Here is a 21,815-nt window from a genome sequence, read left to right as displayed (position 1 = left end):
CTAGACAATCTAGCACTGGACTTTTATAAGGGGTAATCCATAAAGCGCTTATGCTATTCGTTTTTTGCAATGCTAAATTCAAAAGACTTAACGTACTTGCTCCGATATCTCCCTTAGTAGGCTTAAAAAATGAGACTGTGTGAGGGTTGGAAGCCAGCTTTTTCGCACACATAGTCCGATTGGACGACGCGTATGTTCTAATGGAAAAGGAATGACGCTGAGTAATTCAATATTAATTTCTCGCTCCACTTGATGTGCAGACATTAGGGTTAGACGGTCACTTTCCAACAATAATTCACGGATTAAAATTTGTGAACTGGACTCTACCAAGCGTGCTGGTAAAGGAATCTTGGCATCAGCGAAAATGTCTTCAAAGGCTTGTCGAGTCGGTGTGCCTTCTGTGGGTACGACCCAAGAATATTGTGCCAATTGTTGGGCGTCGATCTGCTGGTGTTGAAGTAACGGATGATCTTTACGAGCAATGATGGACAAAGGGGGTGACCAAAGCTCTTCTTGAATCACATCATCCGCCGGTGATGGATAGCGTAAGGCGCCCAAAATGATATCAATATCACCTTGACGTAAATGGTGAAGTAAATCGCTATAAGGCCCTTCTGTTACTTTAATATTGACATCTGGATGTCGTTCATTAAATCGCAAAATGGATTTGGGTAAAATGGTCATACGTGCCAATGGCATGCTGCCGATGGTGATGGTGCTCACGTCTTTAAATTGCAAGGCGTTGATCTCGTGTATGCCCTGGCGTAATTCACTGAAAGCTAATTTGGTGGCTTTAGCCAGTGTTTGTGCAGCTTTGGTGGCGCTCGTGCCGAGACTGTTCTTTTCAAAAAGGGTCACACCCAGTAAACGTTCTAGGTCCCTGGCGGCACGATGTACAGAAGATTGAGACACAGCTAAATTACGGCTAGCAATACTGAAGTTTTGCGCTTCACTGACTGCCACTAAGGCACGTAACTGGGTGGTGCTGATGAGAGCGACTAGGTTTTTGGGTGCCGTGTCTTTGTTATCTTTCACTATGTCCTGGGTGGCTGTTTGAATATGATTAATGGCGCGGCTGACGCGTTTTTGCCAAATTTCCCCTGAGGCGGTTGGGTACATGCCGTCTGAATGACGTTCAAACAGCAAGGTGCCTAGGGAGGATTCTAATTTAGCAATGGCCTGAGTAATCGCTGGTTGTGACAGAAAGATACTGTCTGAAGCGCGAGTAATGCTCTTTAGTTCGGTCACCGCCAAAAACACGCGTAGGTGCCTTAAGTTTGGAATGGATGCTTCCATAGAACCCTCAAATCTTATAGTTTTAAGAGACTATATCAAAAATGAATCCTGAGATAAGTAATTTACATCAGTAATCATGTTTTATCCCAATCGAATTTTCTAGTTAACTAAGGCGGATTGCTATGGAAGTGGTGTTAGAGGTAACGGCACCGATTTTTTTATTAGTTCTTATTGGTTTTCTGGCGGTTCGCTTTGGTTTAATCGCCAGCGAGGCGTTATCTGGTTTGAGCCGTTTTGTGCTTTATCTGGCATTGCCTGCCCTGATTTTTGTCAACTTGTCTGTGATGGACATACATGAGGTGTTTCATCCTAGCTATATGCTGGTGTATGCCTTGGGCGGCATAGGTTCTTTTTTTATCACTGTGTTGATCGCAGCAAAAATGCTGCGTCAGAACTGGATTCGCAGTGGTGTGATGGGCGTTGGGGCGACCATGTCAAACAGCGCCTTTATCGGTTTTCCGGTATTACTGCAGTTTTTTGATGAACCTATGACACAAGCCTTTGCAATGGCTCTGATGGTGGAAAATATAATACTGCTGCCCGTTTGTTTGATTTTTATCGAAACTCTGGTGGGGCATCAAAAGAGAAGTCAAAAACATCACTCTGTGGGCTTATGGCGAGTGGTTAGCAAGCGCATTGTCGGTAATCCTTTGCTCATTGCTTTAAGTGCAGGTTTGGTGTTTTCCCTGTTTGATTTGCCAATGCCAAGCTTTGCCCAGCAAAGTCTTGAATTTTTGGCGGCGGGAGCTGCGCCTACGGCTTTGGTGGTGATTGGTGGTGCCTTGGTGGGAGTGTCTATTAAAGGTCAGTTTTCTCCTATTTTGCTGGTCGCAATAGGGAAATTATTGATCTTTCCCTTGCTGGTGGTGTTATTACTCAATTTCACACCGAATATGGCGCAAAGCTTAAAATGGTCGGTCATCCTGTTTGCGGCTATGCCAATGTTCAGTACTTATCCCATTATTTGTGGTGAATATGGCGAACGAAGTTTTTGTGCCAGCACTTTATTGTTCACAACTGTGTTATCGTTTCTGACATTAAGTTTATTGTTACGCTTTATGGCAGTTAGTTAATGGCGAGCTCCAAAGTTGGGGCCAATGTTTAGGAGTAAAATATGGCAAGCATCATGGTGCTTAATGGTCCAAATTTAAATTTGTTAGGAACCCGTGAGCCTGCGCAATATGGTTATGAAACCCTAGCGGATGTTGAACAAATGTGTGAGCAAGCGGCAGCGGCTTTGGGTTATCAAGTAGAATGTCACCAGTCTAACCATGAAGGTGCTCTAATAGACTGGATTCATCAGGCTGGTCAGAAAGTGAAGTCGGGTGAATTATTAGGTGTGGTGTTTAATCCGGGGGCCTATACTCATACCTCCATAGCACTTCATGATGCCATCAAGGGAGCGGATGTTCCTGTGATGGAAGTGCATATCTCGAATGTTCATGCTCGTGAGTCTTTTCGTCACCATTCCTACGTTTCCCCAGTCGCCAGCGGCATAGTGGTAGGAATGGGGGTGCAAGGTTATGTGCTTGCTATTCAGGGGCTGGTTCACAAATATCAGGCCAAAGGTGCATAACATCCAAGTCTGAGAGGTATTGATAATACCAAGGTGATCCTCTAAAAGAGTAAAAATGTTTCTGCTCTTTTAGAGGTCTATGTTTAAGAATGCTTTGCCTACAGTGTAGAGTCTTGCGCGAATTGCCTTTTTAAAACCACTTTATGCAAACCAATGTCGGGTGCGATTGGCAAACCAAACCAAGGACAACATCACTGGTACTTCGACCAACACACCGACGACTGTCGCTAAGGCCGCACCAGATTGCAGACCAAACAAAGAAATCGCCACTGCGACGGCCAATTCAAAGAAATTAGAGGTACCAATCAAACTGGCCGGTGCCGCTTCTTTGTGGGGTAATTTGAATTTTTTTGCCAACCAATAGGCGATGGCAAAAATGCCATAGGTTTGAATCAGCAATGGAATGGCGATTAATAGAATGGCTTGAGGTTTGGCTAGAATGGTTTCTGATTGAAAGCCAAATAAGAGCACCACAGTTGCGATGAGACCTATGATAGACCAAGGCTTCATCTTGCTAAGAAAGCCATTTAATTGGGAGTGATCGTTGGCTTTGTCCAACCTTTTACGTGTGATGGCCCCCGCAATCAATGGAATCAGTACATAGAGCACCACAGAAGCCAGTAATGTGTCCCATGGCACATGAATGTCGGTTGCGCCAAGTAGGAAACCTGCAATCGGAGCAAAGGCGAAAATCATAATGACATCGTTGATTGACACCTGAATGAGAGTGTAATTAGCGTCGCCTTTGGTGAGTTGGCTCCAGACAAAGACCATGGCCGTACAAGGTGCCACGCCGAGTAAAATCATACCGGCAATGTATTCGTTGGCGGTTTGGGGATCGACCCAATCTGCAAATAAGCCTTTGAAAAACAACCAGCCTAATAAAGCCATCGAAAAAGGTTTCACTAACCAGTTTATGACTATAGTTAAGGACAAGCCTTTGGTTTGTTTACCGACATTTTTGATGGCCGAAAAGTCTACTTGCACCATCATAGGGTAAATCATCAGCCAGATCAGTACGGCGATGACCAAGTTGACCTTGGCGTATTCCATGCTGGCAATGACTGCAAAGGTGTTCGGAATAAGGCTACCCAATAGCATGCCGACTAGGATTGCCAGTCCAACCCAGACAGTTAAATAACGTTCAAATAATCCCATATCTTGTCCTAATAATGCGTTAAATGGATTTCTGGTTGACTCTTTTGCTCAATTCTTCAGCACTTTCAACGCGCTCTGAATAGCGATCGACAAATACCTTTTTGTTGTCTCTAAGCAGTAGGGTGAATTTCATCAGCTCTTCCATTACGTCTACAATGCGGTTGTAGTAAGGCGACGGTTTCATACGACCATCTTCTGCAAACTCTAGGAAAGCTTTTGCGACAGAAGATTGATTGGGAATGGTCACCATACGCATCCAACGACCTAAGATACGCATTTGATTGACTGTGTTGAAAGATTGAGAGCCGCCGCACACTTGCATGACCGCTAAGGTTTTCCCTTGTGTTGGTCTGACACCGCCAAGGCTTAATGGCACCCAGTCGATCTGGCTTTTGAAAATGCTGCTCATCGAACCGTGACGCTCAGGAGAGCACCAGACTTGCCCTTCTGACCACATCATGAGCTCCCTCAGTTCTTTTACCTTGGGGTTATGTTCGTCTTCAGTGTCAGTTTGCGGTAGCCCAGTTGGGTTAAAAATACGCGTTTCAGCGCCCATCGCCGTGAGTATACGCGCGCTTTCTTCCACGACTAAGCGACTGTAAGAGCGCTCTCGCAAGGAACCATAAAGCAATAAAATGCGCGGTTTGTGAGTGCTGGGTTGAACCTGTAATTGATCGTGATGAGGGACGTGAAACTGCTCTATGTCGACATTTGGTAGCGAATTATCTTGCAGACTCATTATTGGGCTCCCAATATCTCAAGTTCAAATTTCAACTGATTTTTATCCAATTGGCGAGAGGCCAAGACCTTTAGTTGTGCGACCCTCTCTTCAATGGTCTTAATGCAGGCCATAAAAGCTTGCTGCTTGTGCTCTTCATTTGCTTCCAGTTTGGAAGGATCAGTCAGTCCCCAATGCATTTTTAAACTCTTACCAAAGTAAACTGGGCAGGTTTCACCAGCCGCTGAGTCACATACGGTAATGACCAAATCAGGAGCGAAATCTTCAAAGTCATCCCACGACTGGCTTTGTAGATGCTCAGTTGAATAGCCTGCTTGTTGTAAATATTTTATGGATAAGGGATGCACTTCACCCACAGGTTGGCTGCCAGCGCTTTTGGCTTCGATCAGATTGCCTGACATGCCATTGGTAATGGCTTCAGACAAAATACTGCGACAACGATTGTGAGTGCAGATGTACAAAATTTTCATATCAACCTCATGGTTAGCAACAATGGTTGGATGCCGTTTGGCATGTTTTTAAAATATCTAAGGCTTGCTGATAATAGTCAGGGTTGTGTTGAGCTGTGTCCTGAATGACTTGTTTTGCCCACTCCGGTAGCTGCTCATGAATCTGGTAATACACCCATTTGCCTCGGCGTTGATCCTGCAAAATTCCACATTTACGTAGTTCTGCAAGGTGGCGTGAGGTTTTGGGTTGGTCTAATTGTAAGGCTTCTTGTAGATCACAAACGCAGGCTTCACCTGTCTGAGAAATCAGTAATAAGGTCTTTAAGCGAGTGTCGTCAGCCAAACATTTATAAAAAGCTAAGGGCGTCATAGTTTAAATATGTGATAAATAATATATGTGAAATTTCATATATATTTAATTGAAAGTCAAGCCCTAGTAGAGTTAGATGTACCCCTAATTAGGGCAGGATAGACCCTAAACTCAAGTAGATAGTATGCAGATAGGAGTCATAGCTTGATGTATTAGGTTACTATATATCGTTACTGTGAGTGATAAAAGATAACAGTTTGATAGGTACTTCAAGCAATTCTTCTGGCCCGTGTGGAATGCTGGAATCGAAAGATAAAGAATCCCCTTTTTCCATGTGGTAAAGCTTATTACCATGACGATACATGATCTCCCCTTCTAGAATATAAATAAACTCCTGACCGGGATGGGAAAATGTTGGGAATATTTCGCTTGCATCGTCCATCGTGATGAGAAAAGGCTCAACAATCTGAGTTTCACCGCGAGTGTAATTCAGTAGATGGTAAGTATGTCCTTTTTCTGTTCCTCTTCTTACTACTTCCATTCCTTGGCCTGCTTTTGTGTGTTGCGCCCCTCCTTCGGGACGGTCATAGTCGGCAAAGAGTTGTGAAATAGATAGGCCAATCGCATCACATAAACGTCCAAGGGTATCTAAGCTAGTCGATACTTGCGCGTTTTCTATTTTGCTTACCATGCCTTGACTGAGCTTTGCTATACGGGCGACATCGGCAATTTTCAGATTTTGAGCCATCCGCTTACGTTTTACTTGCATGGCAATATAGTCTTCCAATTTCAAGCGAGGGGATTGTTCTCTTTCTTGGCTAATTTCGCCCTCTTTAAGTGCTTTTATGTGTCTTGATGGTGCATCGCTTGTCATTTTCTTAAAACCCTTATTCTTCGTGTGCCCATTGTAGCAGCTTTTTTTTGAGCCATAGCCTAGTTGGCATAGGCTTATTTCTTTTTAGGAAAATAAATTTACTTAAAGAGAATGTCGTGGCAAGATATTTGCTTTCTTGTAAGGAATAATAATTTCCCTTTAGGAATTTTTCTAGCGAATAAGATAACAATCGCTTGCTTTGGATGTTCCATAAGTTGTCCAAATTAACTTAGGAGTAATGTAATGCAATATAACGAAGTCACAAGTTTTTTAGAAGCAAACAAAATCAAGTATGTACTTGCTCAGTTTGTTGACATTCATGGTGTGGCCAAAACTAAATCGGTACCGGCAAAAAACATTTTTGATGTGGTTGAAGAAGGCGCTGGTTTTGCCGGCTTTGCGGTTACAGGACTGGCGATGGAGCCTCATGGTCCTGATTTTCTCGCTCGTGGAGATCTTGCAACCTTGAGTATTGTTCCTTGGCAGCCAGGTTATGCGCGTCTCGCTTGTGATGGTTATGTCAATAACGCCCCTCATCCATACTGCTCGCGCGTAGTGCTAAAAAAACAATTGGCGCGTTTGGAGGAAAAAGGTTGGACACTGAACACCGGATTGGAGCCAGAGTTTTATTTATTTAAAAAGGGAGAAAGTGGGCAATTACTTCCGGTGGATTCATCGGATACCCTAGACAAGCCATGTTATGACTATAAAGGATTGTCGCGCTCACGAGAATTTTTGGAGCGATTAGTGGAAGCGCTTCAAGCGGTTGATTTTGATGTTTATCAAATAGACCACGAAGATGCGAATGGTCAGTTTGAAATCAATTATACCTACAGTGATGCTCTTGAGTCCGCGGATCGTTTTACTTTTGTTCGTATGGCCGCGGGTGAGATTGCCAATGATATGGGCATCATTTGTTCCTTTATGCCAAAACCTGCAGCGGACAAAACAGGCAATGGTATGCACTTCCATTTATCCATCACAGATGAATCTGGTAAAAATTTGTTTGGTGATGACAGTGATAAGCATGGTATGGGGCTATCAAAAATGGCTTATCACTTTACGGCCGGTATTCTTGCTCATGCCAAGGCAATTTGTGCCTTTGCAGCGCCAACAGTGAACTCATACAAGCGCTTGGTGGTTGGGGGTAATAGTTCTGGGGCAACTTGGGCGCCAGCTTATGAGTGTTATGGTGATAATAACCGCTCTGCTTTAATCCGTGTGCCATATGGTCGCTTAGAATTCCGTTTACCTGACTCAGGTTGTAACCCCTACCTTGTTCATGCTGCTTTGATTGCGGCGGGTTTAGATGGCATTGAGCGTGAGCTTGATCCCGGTGAACCAATGAATATCAACCTATACGATTTAACCCTTGAAGACATTATTGCGAAAAACATTTCCATTCTCCCGCAGACCCTAGGAGATGCCCTTGATGAGCTTGAGAAAGACACGGTTTTTGTTGAAGCAATGGGGCGTGACATTGTCGAAGAGTTTGTGAAAGTTAAGCGTGCCGAGTGGGGCGAATATTTACGCCATGTTTCTGATTGGGAACTCAAACACTACTCAGAATTTTTCTAATTGCTATCTGTTAGCAGGATAATTTAATTAAACAGAGGTTTCTGCCATGTGTGGAATAGTGGGTCTTTATCTGAAAAACGATAAATATGAAGGCAAATTGGGTGCGCTTTTTGAGCCCATGTTGGTCGCGATGACGGATCGTGGTCCGGACAGTGCAGGTTTTGCAATTTATGGTGATGATGTTGCCTCTGATTGGGTGAAGTTAACCTTACGTCATCCAAGTGACTCTTTTGATTGGGCTGGTCTTGCAGATCAATTGGCCACGGCATTGGCTTGTGAAGTGGACTGGATGCAGAACGCTAATGTGGCGGTGCTGAAAGTGAAAGCAACGGAAATAAGCGTTCGTGATTGGTTTGCTGAAAATGCTAAGGATGTGTTGATTTTGAGTGCGGGCCAATCGATTGAAATTCTAAAAGAAGTTGGGCTGCCGGAAAACATTGCTGCGAAATTTAACTTAGAGGGTATGAAAGGCAGTCATATTATTGGCCATACTCGCATGGCTACCGAGTCGGCAGTGACGATGGAGGGTAGCCATCCTTTTTCTACTGGATCCGATCTATGTCTGGTGCATAACGGCTCATTGTCGAACCACAACCGCCTGCGCGATAAATTGAAGCGCGAAGGTATCACATTTGAAACCGAAAATGATTCTGAGGTCGCAGCTGGTTACCTAACGTGGCGACTGAATAAGGGTGATTCGTTAAAAGTTGCGCTAGAAAATGCGTTGAAAGATCTAGATGGCTTTTTCACTTTCACCATAGGTACCAAAGATGGTTTTGCCGTAATGCGTGATCCTATTGCCTGTAAACCTGCGGTATTAGCGGAAACAGAAGACTATGTGGCGATGGCCTCTGAGTACCAAGCTTTGGCTTCATTGCCTGGTGTTGAAAATGCCACAGTGTGGGAACCAGAGCCAGCAAGATTCTACATTTGGGAACGCAAGTAGTAGGGGAATAACATGAAAACATTTGATTTAGCCACCAGCAGCATTCGTGAACTTAACCAGGCCCTGCATGCTCAACAGACCTCTCTTACTGAAAAAGAATGGCGCGTTACCAATTCCAAGGGAGATCACAATATTGCCGTTGGTTTAGACGCGGATTTGCAGGTCGATATCCACGGTCATGCTGGTTACTTCTGTGCTGGCATGAACAAAACAGCCAGTGTCACGGTTCATGGTAATGCCGGCCAAGGTCTGGCGGAGAATATGATGTCAGGCGTGGTACGTGTGAAAGGTGACGCATCACAAGCTGCTGGCGCGACCGCGCAAGGCGGTTTGTTGGTCATTGAAGGCAATGCCGGGGCCCGTTGTGGTATTTCCATGAAAGGTGTGGACATAGTTGTCAAAGGCAGTGTGGGCCACATGAGTTGTTTTATGGGGCAATCTGGTTCTCTTGTAGTGTGTGGCGATGCGGGTGAAGCCTTGGGTGACTCGCTTTATGAAGTGCATATTTACGTTAAAGGTGAAGTGAAATCACTTGGCGCGGATTGCATTCAAAAAGAAATGCGACCAGAACATCTTGAAGAACTTAGCGGACTACTGGCTAAAGCAGGAGTGGATGAAGACCCTGCTTCTTTTAAGCGATATGGCTCGGCGCGTCAGCTTTATACCTTCAAAGTTGACAACGCATCGGCATACTAGATAACAGAGGTGACAAGCATGAGTAACGAATCCAATTACAATACAAGCTTAAGAGAATCCGCCACATTTGACCGTGCCACCATGGCGGAAATACGCCGTGCGGCCAATACAGGAATTTATGATATTCGTGGCTTTGGTGCCAAGCGTAAAGTGCCACACTTTGATGACTTGCTTTTTTTGGGGGCGAGTATGTCGCGTTATCCTTTGGAAGGCTATCGAGAAACCTGCAATACCTCCGTTGTGCTGGGTGATCGCTTTGCTAAGAATCCCATTAAGCTGGACATTCCTGTGACCATTGCAGGGATGAGCTTTGGTGCTTTATCAGCCAATGCGAAAGAGGCGTTGGGACGAGGCGCCTCTATTGCTGGAACCTCTACCACTACGGGTGATGGTGGCATGACGCCAGAAGAACGTGGTCAGTCGAAAAAGTTAGTTTATCAATATTTGCCATCCCGTTACGGTATGAATCCAGATGATTTGCGTAAAGCGGATGCCATCGAAGTGGTCTTGGGACAAGGCGCTAAGCCCGGCGGTGGCGGTATGTTGTTAGGTCAAAAGATCACTGATCGTGTGGCCCAAATGCGTAACCTGCCAAAGGGGATTGACCAGCGTTCAGCCTGTCGTCACCCTGACTGGACTGGCCCAGATGATTTGGCGATCAAGATTCAAGAGCTTCGTGAGATCACAGATTGGCAAGTACCAATTTACATTAAAGTGGGGGCAACCCGTACTTACTATGATGTAAAACTTGCTGTGAAAGCAGGGGCAGACGTTATCGTGGTTGACGGCATGCAAGGTGGAACCGCGGCGACCCAAGACGTTTTTATTGAGCACGTTGGTATTCCGACATTAGCCGCCATTCCACAAGCGGTTCAAGCGCTGCAAGAAATGGGCATGCACCGTAAAGTGCAGTTAATTGTCTCGGGTGGCATACGCAATGGTGCGGATGTAGCCAAGTGTATGGCGCTAGGCGCAGATGCTGTGGCTATTGGAACGGCTGCTTTGGTGGCCTTGGGTTGTAATGACCCGAAATGGGAAGAAGATTACCAAAAAATTGGCTCGGCAGCCGGTTTTTACGACGACTACCAAGAAGGTAAGGATCCCGCCGGTATATCTACTCAGGATCCAGAACTAATGAAGCGTTTGGATCCGGTGGCCGGGGGTAATCGGTTAGCGAATTATTTGCGTGTCTTAACCTTGGAAGCACAAACCTTGGCAAGGGCATGTGGTAAAAATGATCTGCGAAATTTGGAGCCCGAAGATTTGGTGGCCTTGAATGTCGAAGCCGCAGCCATGGCGCGAGTCCCTTTAGCGGGGACGAATTGGATTCCTGGACAGCAGTATTAACACTGGTTAACTCAATTAAACCATTTAGCCACGCTTTTGCGTGGTTTTTTTTGCCAAGTGATAGTGAGGCTAGATTTATTGGCGTAAGGTGTGAGCGTCTTATGGTAAGGATTTGTCTGCTTCGAAAACAAAAAAAGGGAGCAAATGCTCCCAATGAGTTGACACCGAGTTATATCATGAGTGTTTAACTCGCTTTCATAATGTCCTGCTCACTCCATTTGTCATACACACAAGAGTGTTGGACAGACCAACGAACACATACTTCTGTTCCCGCTGAGACTTCCGAGTGTTCTCGAGCAACGACTTTGCCCATTAAACGTTGACCTGAAGCCGTTACCAAAGAGCAGGTGTAGGTCTCCCCTAGAAAGACGGTTTCCTCAACCGTGGCGGTAATTTCATTTACGTCTTCATTAAGTGGCTGTAAGGCAGCAACTTCTTTAGAGAGTACGTGAATGTTTTCAGGACGAATCATTAGCAATACATCCGTTTGTTCTGCTACAGATTGAGCCTGCTTACCAAGTTTTAAGGTTTGATCTTCGAAGAGAACCTGATCATGGGCTTGAGTGCGGACTTTAAGAAAATTGGAATTGCCTAAGAAAGAGGCGACAAAAGCATTAGGTGGTGTGTTATAGAGATCTGTACCTGAGCCAAGACCGACGATTTCACCGTCTTTAAAGATAGCGATGCGTTCCGATAGACGCATGGCTTCATCTTGATCGTGCGTGACGTAGATGATGGTGATGCCAAGTCGTCTATGGAGTTGGCGTAACTCGTCTTGTAAATCTTCACGGAGCTTTTTATCCAAAGCGCCTAACGGTTCGTCCATCAGGAGGATTTCTGGTTCATAAACTAGGGCGCGGGCGATGGCCACGCGTTGTTTTTGTCCGCCCGACAACATAGCGGGTCGACGATCAGCAAAGTCGCTTAGCTGCACAAGCTGCAGAATTTCATCCACTTTTTTATTGCGCTCAGTTTTAGGGACCTTACGAATGTCCAGAGGGAAGCCAATATTGTCACGCACACTCATGTGTGGAAACAGCGAGTAGTGTTGAAATACCATGCCAATGCCACGTTTATGGGAAGGGACAGGAATCAACGAATCATCATGTAATAGAATGTCGCCGGAGGAAGGCGACTCAAATCCGGCGATCATAGAAAGTGTGGTGCTTTTTCCCGAACCACTGGAACCTAAAAAGGTTAAAAACTCTCCTTTTTCTATCTCTAAATTGATGTCATTAACCGCTGTAAATTGACCGTATTTTTTATTCAGTAATTTCAGGGTAACCAGAGGAGATGAAGGCTTTGCTCTCGTCATAATAAAGCTCCTAATGCTTCGCCTAGTGACTGCGCTTACGTAAAAAGTTAGCGGCAAGCATGATGAATAGGGATAAGAAAATCAGTAATGTAGACGCCACCGCAATTACCGGAGTGAGGTCTTGGCGCAGTGTTGACCACATTTTCACGGGCAAGGTTTGCAACTCAGGACTGGCCATCATTACGCTAATCACCACTTCGTCCCAAGACACCAAGAAGGCAAACAGGGCGCCAGCAAAAATGCCCGGTTTAATGGATGGAAAGGTGACTTTTAAAATGGCTTGTAAACGATGAGCTCCGCAAATGACAGCGGCATTTTCGATGGACTGATCAAACAACTTAAGTGAATTGATGATGGAAATCATGGCGAACGGAACCGCTACGATCACATGACTGATAACAAAAGCGACTAAGGTGCCCGTGAGTCCAAGGCTCAAAAACATGCTGTAGGTTGCTACTGCAATAATCACCACAGGGACAATCATAGGCAAAGTAAACAAGCTATAAAGATAATCTCTCCCCGGGAACTTTCCTCGTACCAGAGCAAAAGAAGCTGGTAAAGCGATGAGTGTTGCCAAAATGGAGGTGATGATGGCGACTTGCAAGCTGGTTAATGCGGACTCAATCCATTGCGGGTTACTAAAAAACCGCTCGTACCATTTGATGGTCCAGCTCGGTGGTGGAAAAACTAGCCATTGGGATGAACCAAATGACAGAGCGATGATGAAGAAAATGGGCAATGCCAAAAAGGCGGCAATAGAACCCGTTATAAAATACAGGGCGGACTTAATTTTCCATCCTAACGATTGTTGCGTGAGTAGCATATTAGTCCTTGGTATTTGATGAAGTTGGTGATTCGGTTTGGACTTTTAGGTAGAGGTAAAACAAGACCAAAGTCACAGCGATGAGAATCGATGCCGAAGCACTAGCGATGCCCCAGTTAAGGAAGTTTTGTACCTGCTGAACGATAAACTCAGGTAGCATCATATTACTGACGCCGCCGAGTAACGCAGGAGTGACGTAATAGCCAAGTGACATGACGAATACCATTAACGATCCGGAGAAAATGCCGGACTTGCATAATGGTAGGAACACCTTGAAAAACACCGTACGAGAAGACGCTCCGCAGATTGACGCGGCTTGCAACACCATAGGATCGATGGCGCTCATAGAGGCTTGTAGGGGAAGTACAATGAATGGAATCATTATGTAGGTCATGCCAATGATGACGCCAGCTAGATTATGAACCAGCGGCAAAGGTTGGTCGATGATACCCAGACCCATTAAGATCTTATTCAGCACGCCAGAGGATTGTAACAACACCAGCCACGAGTAGGTGCGAGCGAGCAGACTGGTCCACATGGAGAGCAGCACAACATTGAGTAGGAAACGTCCCCAGCCTTTGGGGAATAAGGTGATACACCATGCCAAAGGAAATCCTAATAATACGGCAAATATTGTCACTAAAGTGGCGACCAAAAAGGTGTTGCCTAATACTTTAAGGTAAGTAGAAGTGGCCAGTAGTTCAGCAAAATTGGTAAGACCAAGCTGGGGTTGGGTGACACTCTGGACAAGAAGTCCGATCAGAGGAATCAGAAAGAAAACCCCCAGAAACAATATAATCGGCAGAAGAAGAGAGGCATCTTTCCACTTTTGACGATAGATACGTACAGACATAATGATTACCTTAAAAGCCACTGAACAACCTAAGTTTGTCCAGTGGTCAGTGAATACAGGGTGACTAGTAGCAAGTTATTTCAGTAACCAGGTGTTCCAACGAGCACTGATTTCCTGTCCATTCTTTGCCCAGTATTGGTAATCCAATGATACTTGATCGCTGGTATAACTGGTTGGTAGATAAGCGTTTAAGCCAGAGTCAATGAGTTCTTCACTCTTCTTGTTGATGGGTGAATAGGCAGTCAATGAGGCAAAGTCTGCTTGACCTTGGGCGCTGGTTGAATAGGCTAAAAACTTCATTGCAGCGTCTTTGTTTTTCGCGCCTTTGGGGATGACCAGAAAGTCGGACATAACGAGGTTTTCTTTCCAGTTGACTCCTACAGGAAGGCCATCTTCTTGTAGGGAGAAGATGCGTCCATTCCAAAACATCCCCATACTGGCTTCACCTGAGGCGAGTAGTTGTTGTGATTGAGCACCGCCGCCCCACCATATGATGTTGTCTTTGATGGTATCCAGCTTCGCAAAAGCGCGGTCTAGATCAAGTGGATAAAGATTTTCAGGCTCTACGCCATCGGCAATAAGTGCCATTTCCAGAACCCCAGGGCTTGGCCATTTGTAAAGCGCGCGTTTGCCAGGGTATGTGTCAAGATCAAATAATGCTTCCCAAGAACTGGGCTCACTGGATAGGCTATTTTTGTTATAAGCAAGAACAAATGAAAAGTAGAAAGAGCCGATGCCATAATCGGAAACGAAGCGCGGATCAATGTCTGTGGTATCGATAATGGAAAAATCCAGTGGCTCCAACAAACCTTCTGCCGCTGCACGGTAGGCAAAGTCGGCTTCCACATCAACTAAGTCCCATTGCACATTGCCACTTTCAACCATGGCTTTTAATTTACCATAATCGGTTGGTCCATCCTGAATTACCTTGATATTCGATATCGCTGAGAAAGGTATTGCCCAAGCTTCTTGTTGCGCTTCTTGGGTGGAGCCACCCCAGCTGACGAAGCTCATAGTGTCGTTTGCATTGGCTATCATAGAAGCCATTGTCAAGGTCAACGCAATAGCGCTGCTCTTTAGTGTCTTGTTCATCTTCATGTTCCTATTCCTAATGTGTTGTCGTTTTTAGTCGCCGTTGGGGTGTTCGTTTTGAAAAATGGAGGAAATAAAATTGATCAAAAAACACACTCGGCACACACCATATTATGGTATACCATGATATGGTCAAGCAGTTTTTTGCCTTTTTTGACGCAGTTTGACTTTTCAATGGGAGGGCAAAAGTGTCTGAAGCTATTTAAAGACAGAAGAATGTGATGCAGTAACTCTAACGAGTTAGGAAGAAGTACTCGTAGCTATAAGTGCTCCTATGTATGAGTTACTGCAGGCAAAAGATTTATGCTTGAGGTAATCCCTTAAGGATCAAAATGGTGGCGTCAGCACAGCTCAGTCGATGTGAGCGAGCCTCTTGATAAGCATCCGAGTGATAACAAGCTAATGCCGTTTCATAACTGTCGAACTCGAACACAACAGCGCGGGTAGGGGTGGGTAGGTTACCTTCCAGCAGAGTGAAGTCTTCACCACGGGATAACATCTTTGCACCAAATGCTGCCAACGCCGCCGGAGCGCTGGCCAAGTAATTTTGATAGGCATTTGCATCTTCAACCAGTACGTGAGCAATCCAATAACCTTTCATCGCGTTTTCCCTCACTGTGAATTGTCTGCGTTAAGTAGGCCTCTTGCGGTAAGCACTGTACGAGCAATACGAAAGCATTCAACACCTTGTGGCACGCCGCAGTAGATTGCAATTGCATGAATAATCGCGCGGATTTCATCCAGGGTGACGCCATTATTCACAGCGCCATTGAGATGAAGTTCCCATTCTTCCATCTTGCCTAATGCCGCTATCATGGTGAGATTCATCATGGATCGAGTTTTAGCATCTATGGTTTCATCGCCCCACCCGAATCCCCAGCACCATTCCGTCATGGCTTCTTGAAAGGGGAGATTAAAGGCATCGGCTTTTTCTAAATTGCGTTCAACATAGTCGTTTCCTAACGTCGCTTTGCGTTTAGCGAGACCGAGTTCGAATCGTGTTTTGTTCATGTGTCACTTCCTTTGTCTATGGTTGATGCTATTTCATAGGCTTCGCGTAAATGTCGTTCACATATTTCAACAGCCGCCTCAGGGTTATGATCTTCGAGCGCTTTCACCATGTCATATAGGTCTTTTGGTCCGGATATTTTTCGACCCTTAGCGCTTAGGGTGTAGGCCCTTAATCTGGAGATTCTGGAATTCAGTTGCTCAACCAACACCCAAGCCACGTGTTTGTGGGCCGTTTTGAAGATCAGTTCATAGAAAGCGGTGGTGAGTTTTAAAGCCGTTTTTATGTCGTCTTTACTAAGGTGCAACGCAATGTCATCGTGCAGGGCATAGAGTTGGCTAATGACTTCTGGGGTAATGACCTCACAACACGCTTTTACCGCAGTACCTTCAAGCAAGGCGCGTATCTCATAGATTTCGCGTGCCTCTTCGTCACTAATAGAGGCGACGATAAAGCCTGAGTTAGGAATGCCTTTTACTAGATGTTCACTTTCTAAATGGCGTATGCATTCTCGTACCACTGTTCGACTGACCCCCATGGTTTCACAAAGGGTGCGTTCCACTAAACGTGTACCAGGTTTTAACGTGTTGCTGGTGATGGCGTCTCTAAGTGTCATAAGAGCGCTTTCTTTGAGTGTCTTCGGTCGTTCAACCTTTTGCATTCTATTTTTTTTCCTTTGATCGATGAAAAGTGTTTCAAAATTTTAGCACATTACTGGTTGAACTATATAAGATAGTATGTTTATGTTTGCATAATATGGTATACCATATTACAAAATATAGAAATTAACTCTTTTATATAAAAACTAACTCTGTCGGAAAATTATTATGAGTTTAGAAATTCGCAAGATAGTGTGCTTTGAAGAAGAAACTCTAGTGGAAGGCTTTAAAAAAGCGGATAAACCATTGCGCATGCTTGGCGTTGCGGCCGTCGTGAAAAACCCTTGGGCAGGTCAATATGTTGAAGATCTTAAACCTGTGGTACGAGAATACGGCCCACAACTTGGCAAATTGTTGACGGATCGCATTTGTGATTTAGCGGGCGGGGCGGATAAGATCGAAGCGTTCGGTAAAGCCGCCGTTGTGGGTATGAATGGCGAGATTGAACATGCCTCTGCACTCATTCATACCTTGCATTTTGGTAACTTATACCGAGAAGCAGTCCAAGCCAAATCCTTTCTGTCTTTCACCAATACTCGTGGGCCAGCCAATGCCGTGATTTCTGTCCCCATGATGGATAAAAACGATGGTGGCCGCCGCTCTCACTACCTAACCTTGCAATTCAATATTTGCGATGCCCCTGCGGATAACGAAATTATTGTTGTTTTAGGGGCGTCAACTGGTGGCCGACCACATCATCGTATAGGAGATCGTTATCAAGAGCTAAAGGAGCTAGGACATGATGTCGAAAATCCCGCAGCGGTTTAAATCACCGCAAGGGCTAGCCTATATCAAGATGGGGTCGGGGCCGTCTTTAGTGCTTATTCATGGGGTTGGCTTGAGACTGGATGCCTGGCTAAAACAGCTTGATGAGTTGGCGCAACACTTCACCCTATACGCCGTCGATATGCCGGGGCATGGTGAAAGTGATTGTTTCCCCCAGTGTCGAGATATTGCCGATTACACGGACGTGATTGCTGATTGGATAGCAACGGATGTTTCCAAGCCGGTATTGATTGCAGGGCATTCTATGGGTTCTATGATCGCACTGAACTTTGCCATTCGATATGTGAAGGATTGTGTTGGTGTGATTGCCTTGAATTCCGTTTTTCGCCGTTCAAACGAAGCAAAAAAAGCCATTCAGAGTCGTGTAGAGCAAATGAAAGACAAGCTTACCATCGAGAATGTAACGGCCCCCGTTAAGCGTTGGTTTGATTATCCACTACAAGGGGACGATGTACAAAATGCTGCGTTATGCAGTGAGTGGCTTACAAAGGCGTCTTCAGAAGGTTATTTCCAAGCTTATGAAGTATTTTGTTCTAATGATGGGCCTGCCATCGAAGACTTAACTAGCTTACCCCTGCCGGCATTTTTTTCGACCGGCAAAGAGGATCCAAACTCAACCTCAGTCATGTCTGAAACCATGGCGTCATTATGCCCTCAAGGTATTGTTCATCTTATCGACAAGGCTCGTCACATGGCGCCCATGACCCATTCTGAAGAGTTAAACCCATTAATCATCAAATTTGGACAAGAGTGTTTTGCCCTAAAACAGGAGACTTCATATGAGCGTGCATGATCCTAGAGCATTGCGTAATGCCTTCGGCTCCTTTATGACAGGTGTCACTGTGGTGACCGCCGTGAGTAAAACTGGAGAAAAAGTCGGTTTTACTGCCAACTCCTTTACCTCAGTGTCCATGGATCCACCGTTATTACTGGTGTGTCCTGCTAATAAATTGTCGAGCTTTGCAGTGTTTGAGCAATGTGAACACTTTGCTGTGAGTGTGTTAGCAGAGGATCAACAGCATGTTTCTAATACCTTTGCAGGTGCACAAGGTGATCGCTTCGCGCAAGTAGATTGGTTTGACGATGAGTTTAATACTCCCCTTATCAGTGGTGCCGTGGCGCATTTTTCTTGTTCCGCATTTGACAAGATCCCAGCCGGTGATCACCTCATGCTGGTGGGCAAAGTGGAGAGGTTTGAGAGCAATGAAAAATTTGGCTTGGGTTATGCAAAGAGTGGGTACTTCAGCTTAGGTATGGAACATAAAGCCGAAGACGTTGCTCATGAGAAATGTGCACAAGTGGGTGCTTTGATTGAAACAAATGACAGATTGTTGGTGGAAAAAACAGATCAGGGTTACCGTTTGCCTGTCATGGACATTACAACAGACAAAGGCTCGCGTGCATCACTTGAAAGCCTGATGAAGGGGTTAGGTGGTGAGTTCGAAATTGGGCAAGTATTTTCTGTCTATGAGAAGGCCAGTACTGAGAATTTCATTGCTTTTTATCGTGTGGATCGAATGACTGAGCAGGTTCCAGCGGGTTATGAATACCTGCCGTTAAGTTCGTTAAATGAGGTTTCATTTATCTCATCAGATCTGACTAGCATGGTGAAGCGATTTGTCACAGAAAAGCAAAATGGCGTCTTCCGGTTGTACTTCGGCAATGAGTTAGAAGGAGAAGTTCGATGAAGTTTTCACTGTTTGCTCATATGGAGCGAGTTAACGAAAAGCAAAGTCAAAAAGAGTTATATGACGAATTTTTGTCGCTCTGTAAGATAGCTGACCAAGGCGGCATGAGCACCGTCTGGACGGGTGAACATCATGGAATGGACTTTACCATAGCGCCGAATCCATTTTTGAATTTGATTGATATTGCTCACCAAACTAAGCAGGTTCGACTGGGTACAGGTACAGTTGTAGCACCTTACTGGCATCCCATTAAATTGGCAGGCGAAGCGGCTATGACAGACATAGTCACAGGTGGTCGTCTTGAACTGGGCATCGCTCGTGGGGCTTATTCATTTGAATATGAACGTATGGTGCCTGGTGGCATGGATGCCTGGCAAGCAGGTGAATGTCTACGTGAAATGGTGCCTGCAATTAAAGGTCTGTGGCAAGGCGATCACAGCCAAGACAGCAAGCATTATCAGTTTCCAAAGACCACCTCGTCGCCAAAACCTTTGTCCCCTGACGGGCCGCCAATTTGGATTGCTGCCCGAGATATCAACAGTCATGAATTTGCAGTGAGCCAAGATTGTAATGTCCAGGTGACTCCCCTATGGCAAGGTGTTGAAGAAGTAGAGTCTCTCATTGCTAAATACAATGAAGCCTGCGAAAAACATAAAAAACGTACTAAGATCATGATCTTACAGCATGCTTATGTGTCCAATGATGCCGCCGAACTTGAGCAGGCCACGCGTAAGCTTCATGAATTTTACTGCTATTTTGGTGCTTGGTTTAAAAATGAAAGGCCAATCAGTCAAGGTCTGATTCAAGCGCTCAGTCAAGAAGAAATCGATAATCATCCTTTTTATAAGCGCGAAGACATTGGCAGAGATCTTATGATAGGAAGTCCTAAACAGATCATAGAACGTCTCAAACACTATGAAGCGTTAGGCTATGACGAATTTGCCTATTGGAGCGATTCTGGCTTGAGCCGTGTAGAAAAAGAAACATCCTTACGTCGATTTGTTGACCAAGTTATGCCTGCATTTAACTAACAGTATGAAGAGGCCATATGTCAAAGATTAGCTTACCGCATTATTTGTTATTCATTGATGGCGAGTGGGTGGAAGGCGCTGCTGGAAAAGTGATGCCTACTGTCAATCCTGCCACAGGGGAGCCATGGGCAAGCTTTGCATGTGCTGCACCAGAAGATGTGGATCGCGCAGTAAAAGCGGCCCGTCGCGTCTTGTCTGAGCCTGCTTGGTCAGGTCTGAGTGCCACCGCCCGAGGTCAATTAATGCATAAATTGGCCGACCTGCTTGAGGAGCATGCTCAAGTATTGGGCGCAGTGGAAACCACAGACAGTGGTAAATTGGCCGCAGAAACCCAATCGCAAGCGAAATATGTTGCCAATTATTATCGTTATTATGCGGGTTTGGCCGATAAAATCGAAGGTCAGACCTTACCCATTGATAAGCCAGATATGCATGTCTTTACTAAACCAGAACCCATTGGTGTCGTGGCGGCAGTGGTGCCTTGGAATGCCCAAATGTTCCTTACGGCCACTAAATTGGCTCCCGCGTTGGCGGCGGGCTGTAGCGTGATTATCAAGGCTTCTGAATTGGCTCCAGTGGCCATATTAGAATTCGCCAAATTGATTGAAAAAGCCGGGTTTCCAAAGGGCGTAGTATCGGTGATAACAGGAGACGCGGAAGGTTGCGCGATTCCCTTGACCAGTCATCCGGACATTGATCGTCTGGCTTTTACTGGCGGCCCAGAAACCGCCAAACATGTGGTGCGAAATACCGCCAATAATTTTGCGGTCACATCACTGGAATTGGGCGGTAAGTCGCCGATTTTAGTGTTCAATGATGCGGATTTAGAAAGTGCAACGAACGGTATTATTGCTGGTAACTTTGGTGCATCAGGTCAGTCCTGTGTGGCGGGTTCGAGAGTCTATGTGCAACGAGACCTTTATCCAGCGTTACGTGATCGCTTATTAGAAAGAACGGCACAAATTCGTGTCGGTGACCCCTTGGATCCGCAATCTCATATTGGCCCGCTTTGTACATTAGCGCAAATAGAAGGCATTGAGAAAGCATTGGCAAACTCAATACAGCAAGGGGCGAAGCTGTTGACGGGAGGGCGACGACTGAATGCGTTGGGCTCTGGATTTTATTTTGAACCGACCATAGTGGAATGCCCACATGCCGAGATTGACACCTTGCATGTTGAGATGTTTGGACCAGTGATGTCGATTGCTTGTTTTGATACGGAAGAAGAGGCGATTGCCTTAGCAAACGATTCAGAGTTTGGTCTAGGATCGGGTCTATTTACTGAGAATCTAGCAAAAGCCTTGCGTGTTTCCCAGCAGATTCAATCAGGTATTTGCTGGGTGAATACCTATCGTGCGGTTTCTTACATGGCCCCATTTGGTGGTGTGAATCAGTCCGGTTATGGTCGTGAAGCTGGTATTCAGGCGATACAAGATTACACCCGTGTGCGCACGACCTGGATCAGTACATCCTCTGAACCCATGTCGAATCCTTTTATTATGCGCTAACTAAAAAGCCAGCTAGCAGGTTTATCAGATTACCTTTTATGCTGGTTATGCTGGTTATGCTGGTTATGCTGGTTATGCTGGT

24 protein-coding genes are annotated in these 21,815 nt (G+C 45.3%); 11 read left to right on the top strand and 13 right to left on the bottom strand.

The window, feature by feature from the left end:
• Positions 1–87: 87 nt before the first annotated feature.
• The gene (locus ABXS85_RS09850; RefSeq protein ID WP_353666358.1) at positions 88–1,296 is read right to left on the bottom strand and encodes a LysR family transcriptional regulator; all 1,209 of its coding nucleotides are present in this window, start codon (positions 1,294–1,296) and stop codon (positions 88–90) included.
• A gap of 122 nt (positions 1,297–1,418) precedes the next feature.
• On the opposite strand from ABXS85_RS09850, the gene ABXS85_RS09845 reads away from it, so the two are divergent.
• Positions 1,419–2,369 (top strand): AEC family transporter, encoded by a 951-nt coding sequence (locus ABXS85_RS09845; protein WP_353666357.1) that lies wholly within the window; start codon positions 1,419–1,421, stop codon positions 2,367–2,369.
• Between the two features lie 41 nt (positions 2,370–2,410).
• On the top strand, positions 2,411–2,872 hold the full coding sequence (gene aroQ, locus ABXS85_RS09840; RefSeq protein WP_353666356.1) for a type II 3-dehydroquinate dehydratase: 462 nt from the start codon (positions 2,411–2,413) through the stop codon (positions 2,870–2,872).
• Positions 2,873–3,013: 141 nt separating this feature from the next.
• On the opposite strand, the gene arsB is transcribed toward aroQ, so the two are convergent.
• From arsB to ABXS85_RS09815, 5 genes are all read right to left on the bottom strand, one after another.
• Positions 3,014–4,030: an ACR3 family arsenite efflux transporter gene (arsB, locus tag ABXS85_RS09835; RefSeq protein ID WP_353666355.1), complete on the bottom strand. Its 1,017-nt coding sequence runs from the start codon at positions 4,028–4,030 to the stop codon at positions 3,014–3,016.
• 19 nt (positions 4,031–4,049) lie between these two features.
• A complete protein-coding gene (gene arsH, locus ABXS85_RS09830) occupies positions 4,050–4,769 on the bottom strand; it encodes an arsenical resistance protein ArsH (RefSeq protein ID WP_353666354.1) in 720 nt (239 codons plus the stop codon).
• Positions 4,769–5,239 carry an arsenate reductase ArsC gene (locus ABXS85_RS09825; RefSeq protein WP_353666353.1) on the bottom strand — a complete coding sequence of 157 codons (471 nt, stop codon included), beginning with the start codon at positions 5,237–5,239 and terminating at the stop codon, positions 4,769–4,771. Before ABXS85_RS09825 ends, arsH begins: the two co-directional genes overlap by 1 nt.
• A gap of 13 nt (positions 5,240–5,252) precedes the next feature.
• A complete protein-coding gene (locus tag ABXS85_RS09820) occupies positions 5,253–5,588 on the bottom strand; it encodes a metalloregulator ArsR/SmtB family transcription factor (RefSeq protein ID WP_353666352.1) in 336 nt (111 codons plus the stop codon).
• Between the two features lie 160 nt (positions 5,589–5,748).
• The gene (locus tag ABXS85_RS09815; protein WP_353666351.1) at positions 5,749–6,402 is read right to left on the bottom strand and encodes an XRE family transcriptional regulator; all 654 of its coding nucleotides are present in this window, start codon (positions 6,400–6,402) and stop codon (positions 5,749–5,751) included.
• A 243-nt stretch (positions 6,403–6,645) separates the two neighbouring features.
• Here ABXS85_RS09815 and glnT point away from each other — a divergent pair, with 243 nt between their 5' ends.
• The 4 genes from glnT to ABXS85_RS09795 are packed head-to-tail and all read left to right on the top strand — an operon-like array spanning position 6,646 to position 10,969.
• Positions 6,646–7,980, top strand: coding sequence for a type III glutamate--ammonia ligase (gene glnT / locus ABXS85_RS09810; RefSeq protein WP_353666350.1), 1,335 nt, complete (start codon positions 6,646–6,648; stop codon positions 7,978–7,980).
• 46 nt (positions 7,981–8,026) lie between these two features.
• Positions 8,027–8,926 carry a glutamine amidotransferase family protein gene (locus ABXS85_RS09805; RefSeq protein ID WP_353666349.1) on the top strand — a complete coding sequence of 300 codons (900 nt, stop codon included), beginning with the start codon at positions 8,027–8,029 and terminating at the stop codon, positions 8,924–8,926.
• A gap of 12 nt (positions 8,927–8,938) precedes the next feature.
• Complete coding sequence (locus ABXS85_RS09800) at positions 8,939–9,622, top strand: protein glxC (protein WP_353666348.1); 684 nt, start codon at positions 8,939–8,941, stop codon at positions 9,620–9,622.
• A gap of 18 nt (positions 9,623–9,640) precedes the next feature.
• Positions 9,641–10,969, top strand: coding sequence for an FMN-binding glutamate synthase family protein (locus ABXS85_RS09795; protein ID WP_353666347.1), 1,329 nt, complete (start codon positions 9,641–9,643; stop codon positions 10,967–10,969).
• 184 nt (positions 10,970–11,153) lie between these two features.
• On the opposite strand, the gene ABXS85_RS09790 is transcribed toward ABXS85_RS09795, so the two are convergent.
• The 7 genes from ABXS85_RS09790 to ABXS85_RS09760 form a co-directional block, all read right to left on the bottom strand.
• On the bottom strand, positions 11,154–12,284 hold the full coding sequence (locus ABXS85_RS09790; protein WP_353666346.1) for an ABC transporter ATP-binding protein: 1,131 nt from the start codon (positions 12,282–12,284) through the stop codon (positions 11,154–11,156).
• A gap of 22 nt (positions 12,285–12,306) precedes the next feature.
• A complete protein-coding gene (locus ABXS85_RS09785) occupies positions 12,307–13,107 on the bottom strand; it encodes an ABC transporter permease (protein ID WP_353666345.1) in 801 nt (266 codons plus the stop codon).
• 1 nt (position 13,108) lies between these two features.
• A complete protein-coding gene (locus tag ABXS85_RS09780) occupies positions 13,109–13,960 on the bottom strand; it encodes an ABC transporter permease (protein WP_353666344.1) in 852 nt (283 codons plus the stop codon).
• A 75-nt stretch (positions 13,961–14,035) separates the two neighbouring features.
• Positions 14,036–15,052, bottom strand: a complete 1,017-nt coding sequence (locus ABXS85_RS09775) for an ABC transporter substrate-binding protein (RefSeq protein ID WP_353666343.1) — start codon at positions 15,050–15,052, stop codon at positions 14,036–14,038.
• A gap of 301 nt (positions 15,053–15,353) precedes the next feature.
• Positions 15,354–15,653 carry a DUF1330 domain-containing protein gene (locus tag ABXS85_RS09770; protein ID WP_353666342.1) on the bottom strand — a complete coding sequence of 100 codons (300 nt, stop codon included), beginning with the start codon at positions 15,651–15,653 and terminating at the stop codon, positions 15,354–15,356.
• A gap of 11 nt (positions 15,654–15,664) precedes the next feature.
• Positions 15,665–16,063, bottom strand: coding sequence for a carboxymuconolactone decarboxylase family protein (locus tag ABXS85_RS09765; RefSeq protein ID WP_353666341.1), 399 nt, complete (start codon positions 16,061–16,063; stop codon positions 15,665–15,667).
• The gene (locus tag ABXS85_RS09760; protein WP_353666340.1) at positions 16,060–16,722 is read right to left on the bottom strand and encodes a GntR family transcriptional regulator; all 663 of its coding nucleotides are present in this window, start codon (positions 16,720–16,722) and stop codon (positions 16,060–16,062) included. The genes ABXS85_RS09765 and ABXS85_RS09760 overlap by 4 nt, the downstream gene beginning before the upstream one ends.
• Before the next feature lie 166 nt (positions 16,723–16,888).
• Here ABXS85_RS09760 and ABXS85_RS09755 point away from each other — a divergent pair, with 166 nt between their 5' ends.
• The 5 genes from ABXS85_RS09755 to ABXS85_RS09735 are packed head-to-tail and all read left to right on the top strand — an operon-like array spanning position 16,889 to position 21,733.
• Positions 16,889–17,488, top strand: a complete 600-nt coding sequence (locus tag ABXS85_RS09755; RefSeq protein ID WP_353666339.1) for an amino acid synthesis family protein — start codon at positions 16,889–16,891, stop codon at positions 17,486–17,488.
• Positions 17,460–18,299, top strand: coding sequence for an alpha/beta hydrolase (locus ABXS85_RS09750; protein ID WP_353666338.1), 840 nt, complete (start codon positions 17,460–17,462; stop codon positions 18,297–18,299). The genes ABXS85_RS09755 and ABXS85_RS09750 overlap by 29 nt, the downstream gene beginning before the upstream one ends.
• Positions 18,286–19,194: a flavin reductase family protein gene (locus ABXS85_RS09745; protein WP_353666337.1), complete on the top strand. Its 909-nt coding sequence runs from the start codon at positions 18,286–18,288 to the stop codon at positions 19,192–19,194. The genes ABXS85_RS09750 and ABXS85_RS09745 overlap by 14 nt, the downstream gene beginning before the upstream one ends.
• The gene (locus ABXS85_RS09740) at positions 19,191–20,225 is read left to right on the top strand and encodes an LLM class flavin-dependent oxidoreductase (RefSeq protein ID WP_353666336.1); all 1,035 of its coding nucleotides are present in this window, start codon (positions 19,191–19,193) and stop codon (positions 20,223–20,225) included. Before ABXS85_RS09745 ends, ABXS85_RS09740 begins: the two co-directional genes overlap by 4 nt.
• 17 nt (positions 20,226–20,242) lie before the next feature.
• Positions 20,243–21,733, top strand: a complete 1,491-nt coding sequence (locus tag ABXS85_RS09735) for an aldehyde dehydrogenase (protein ID WP_353666335.1) — start codon at positions 20,243–20,245, stop codon at positions 21,731–21,733.
• Positions 21,734–21,815 lie beyond the last annotated feature (82 nt).

The organism is Marinomonas sp. THO17 (assembly GCF_040436405.1).
Classification (GTDB): Bacteria; Pseudomonadota; Gammaproteobacteria; order Pseudomonadales; family Marinomonadaceae; genus Marinomonas.
This window is presented reverse-complemented; position numbering and strand designations above follow the sequence as displayed.

Excerpts from the sequence above, each read along its gene's own strand:
- glnT (WP_353666350.1), top strand. The coding sequence starts at position 6,646 with ATGCAATATAACGAAGTCACAAGTTTTTTAGAAGCAAACAAAATCAAG.
- ABXS85_RS09775 (WP_353666343.1), bottom strand. The coding sequence starts at position 15,052 with ATGAACAAGACACTAAAGAGCAGCGCTATTGCGTTGACCTTGACAATG.
- ABXS85_RS09770 (WP_353666342.1), bottom strand. The coding sequence starts at position 15,653 with ATGAAAGGTTATTGGATTGCTCACGTACTGGTTGAAGATGCAAATGCC.
- ABXS85_RS09815 (WP_353666351.1), bottom strand. The coding sequence starts at position 6,402 with ATGACAAGCGATGCACCATCAAGACACATAAAAGCACTTAAAGAGGGC.
- ABXS85_RS09795 (WP_353666347.1), top strand. The coding sequence starts at position 9,641 with ATGAGTAACGAATCCAATTACAATACAAGCTTAAGAGAATCCGCCACA.
- ABXS85_RS09845 (WP_353666357.1), top strand. The coding sequence starts at position 1,419 with ATGGAAGTGGTGTTAGAGGTAACGGCACCGATTTTTTTATTAGTTCTT.
- ABXS85_RS09825 (WP_353666353.1), bottom strand. The coding sequence starts at position 5,239 with ATGAAAATTTTGTACATCTGCACTCACAATCGTTGTCGCAGTATTTTG.
- ABXS85_RS09800 (WP_353666348.1), top strand. The coding sequence starts at position 8,939 with ATGAAAACATTTGATTTAGCCACCAGCAGCATTCGTGAACTTAACCAG.
- ABXS85_RS09755 (WP_353666339.1), top strand. The coding sequence starts at position 16,889 with ATGAGTTTAGAAATTCGCAAGATAGTGTGCTTTGAAGAAGAAACTCTA.
- ABXS85_RS09735 (WP_353666335.1), top strand. The coding sequence starts at position 20,243 with ATGTCAAAGATTAGCTTACCGCATTATTTGTTATTCATTGATGGCGAG.
- aroQ (WP_353666356.1), top strand. The coding sequence starts at position 2,411 with ATGGCAAGCATCATGGTGCTTAATGGTCCAAATTTAAATTTGTTAGGA.
- ABXS85_RS09745 (WP_353666337.1), top strand. The coding sequence starts at position 18,286 with ATGAGCGTGCATGATCCTAGAGCATTGCGTAATGCCTTCGGCTCCTTT.
- ABXS85_RS09805 (WP_353666349.1), top strand. The coding sequence starts at position 8,027 with ATGTGTGGAATAGTGGGTCTTTATCTGAAAAACGATAAATATGAAGGC.
- ABXS85_RS09750 (WP_353666338.1), top strand. The coding sequence starts at position 17,460 with ATGATGTCGAAAATCCCGCAGCGGTTTAAATCACCGCAAGGGCTAGCC.
- ABXS85_RS09850 (WP_353666358.1), bottom strand. The coding sequence starts at position 1,296 with ATGGAAGCATCCATTCCAAACTTAAGGCACCTACGCGTGTTTTTGGCG.
- ABXS85_RS09790 (WP_353666346.1), bottom strand. The coding sequence starts at position 12,284 with ATGACGAGAGCAAAGCCTTCATCTCCTCTGGTTACCCTGAAATTACTG.
- ABXS85_RS09820 (WP_353666352.1), bottom strand. The coding sequence starts at position 5,588 with ATGACGCCCTTAGCTTTTTATAAATGTTTGGCTGACGACACTCGCTTA.
- ABXS85_RS09740 (WP_353666336.1), top strand. The coding sequence starts at position 19,191 with ATGAAGTTTTCACTGTTTGCTCATATGGAGCGAGTTAACGAAAAGCAA.
- ABXS85_RS09765 (WP_353666341.1), bottom strand. The coding sequence starts at position 16,063 with ATGAACAAAACACGATTCGAACTCGGTCTCGCTAAACGCAAAGCGACG.
- ABXS85_RS09760 (WP_353666340.1), bottom strand. The coding sequence starts at position 16,722 with ATGCAAAAGGTTGAACGACCGAAGACACTCAAAGAAAGCGCTCTTATG.
- arsH (WP_353666354.1), bottom strand. The coding sequence starts at position 4,769 with ATGAGTCTGCAAGATAATTCGCTACCAAATGTCGACATAGAGCAGTTT.
- ABXS85_RS09785 (WP_353666345.1), bottom strand. The coding sequence starts at position 13,107 with ATGCTACTCACGCAACAATCGTTAGGATGGAAAATTAAGTCCGCCCTG.
- ABXS85_RS09780 (WP_353666344.1), bottom strand. The coding sequence starts at position 13,960 with ATGTCTGTACGTATCTATCGTCAAAAGTGGAAAGATGCCTCTCTTCTT.
- arsB (WP_353666355.1), bottom strand. The coding sequence starts at position 4,030 with ATGGGATTATTTGAACGTTATTTAACTGTCTGGGTTGGACTGGCAATC.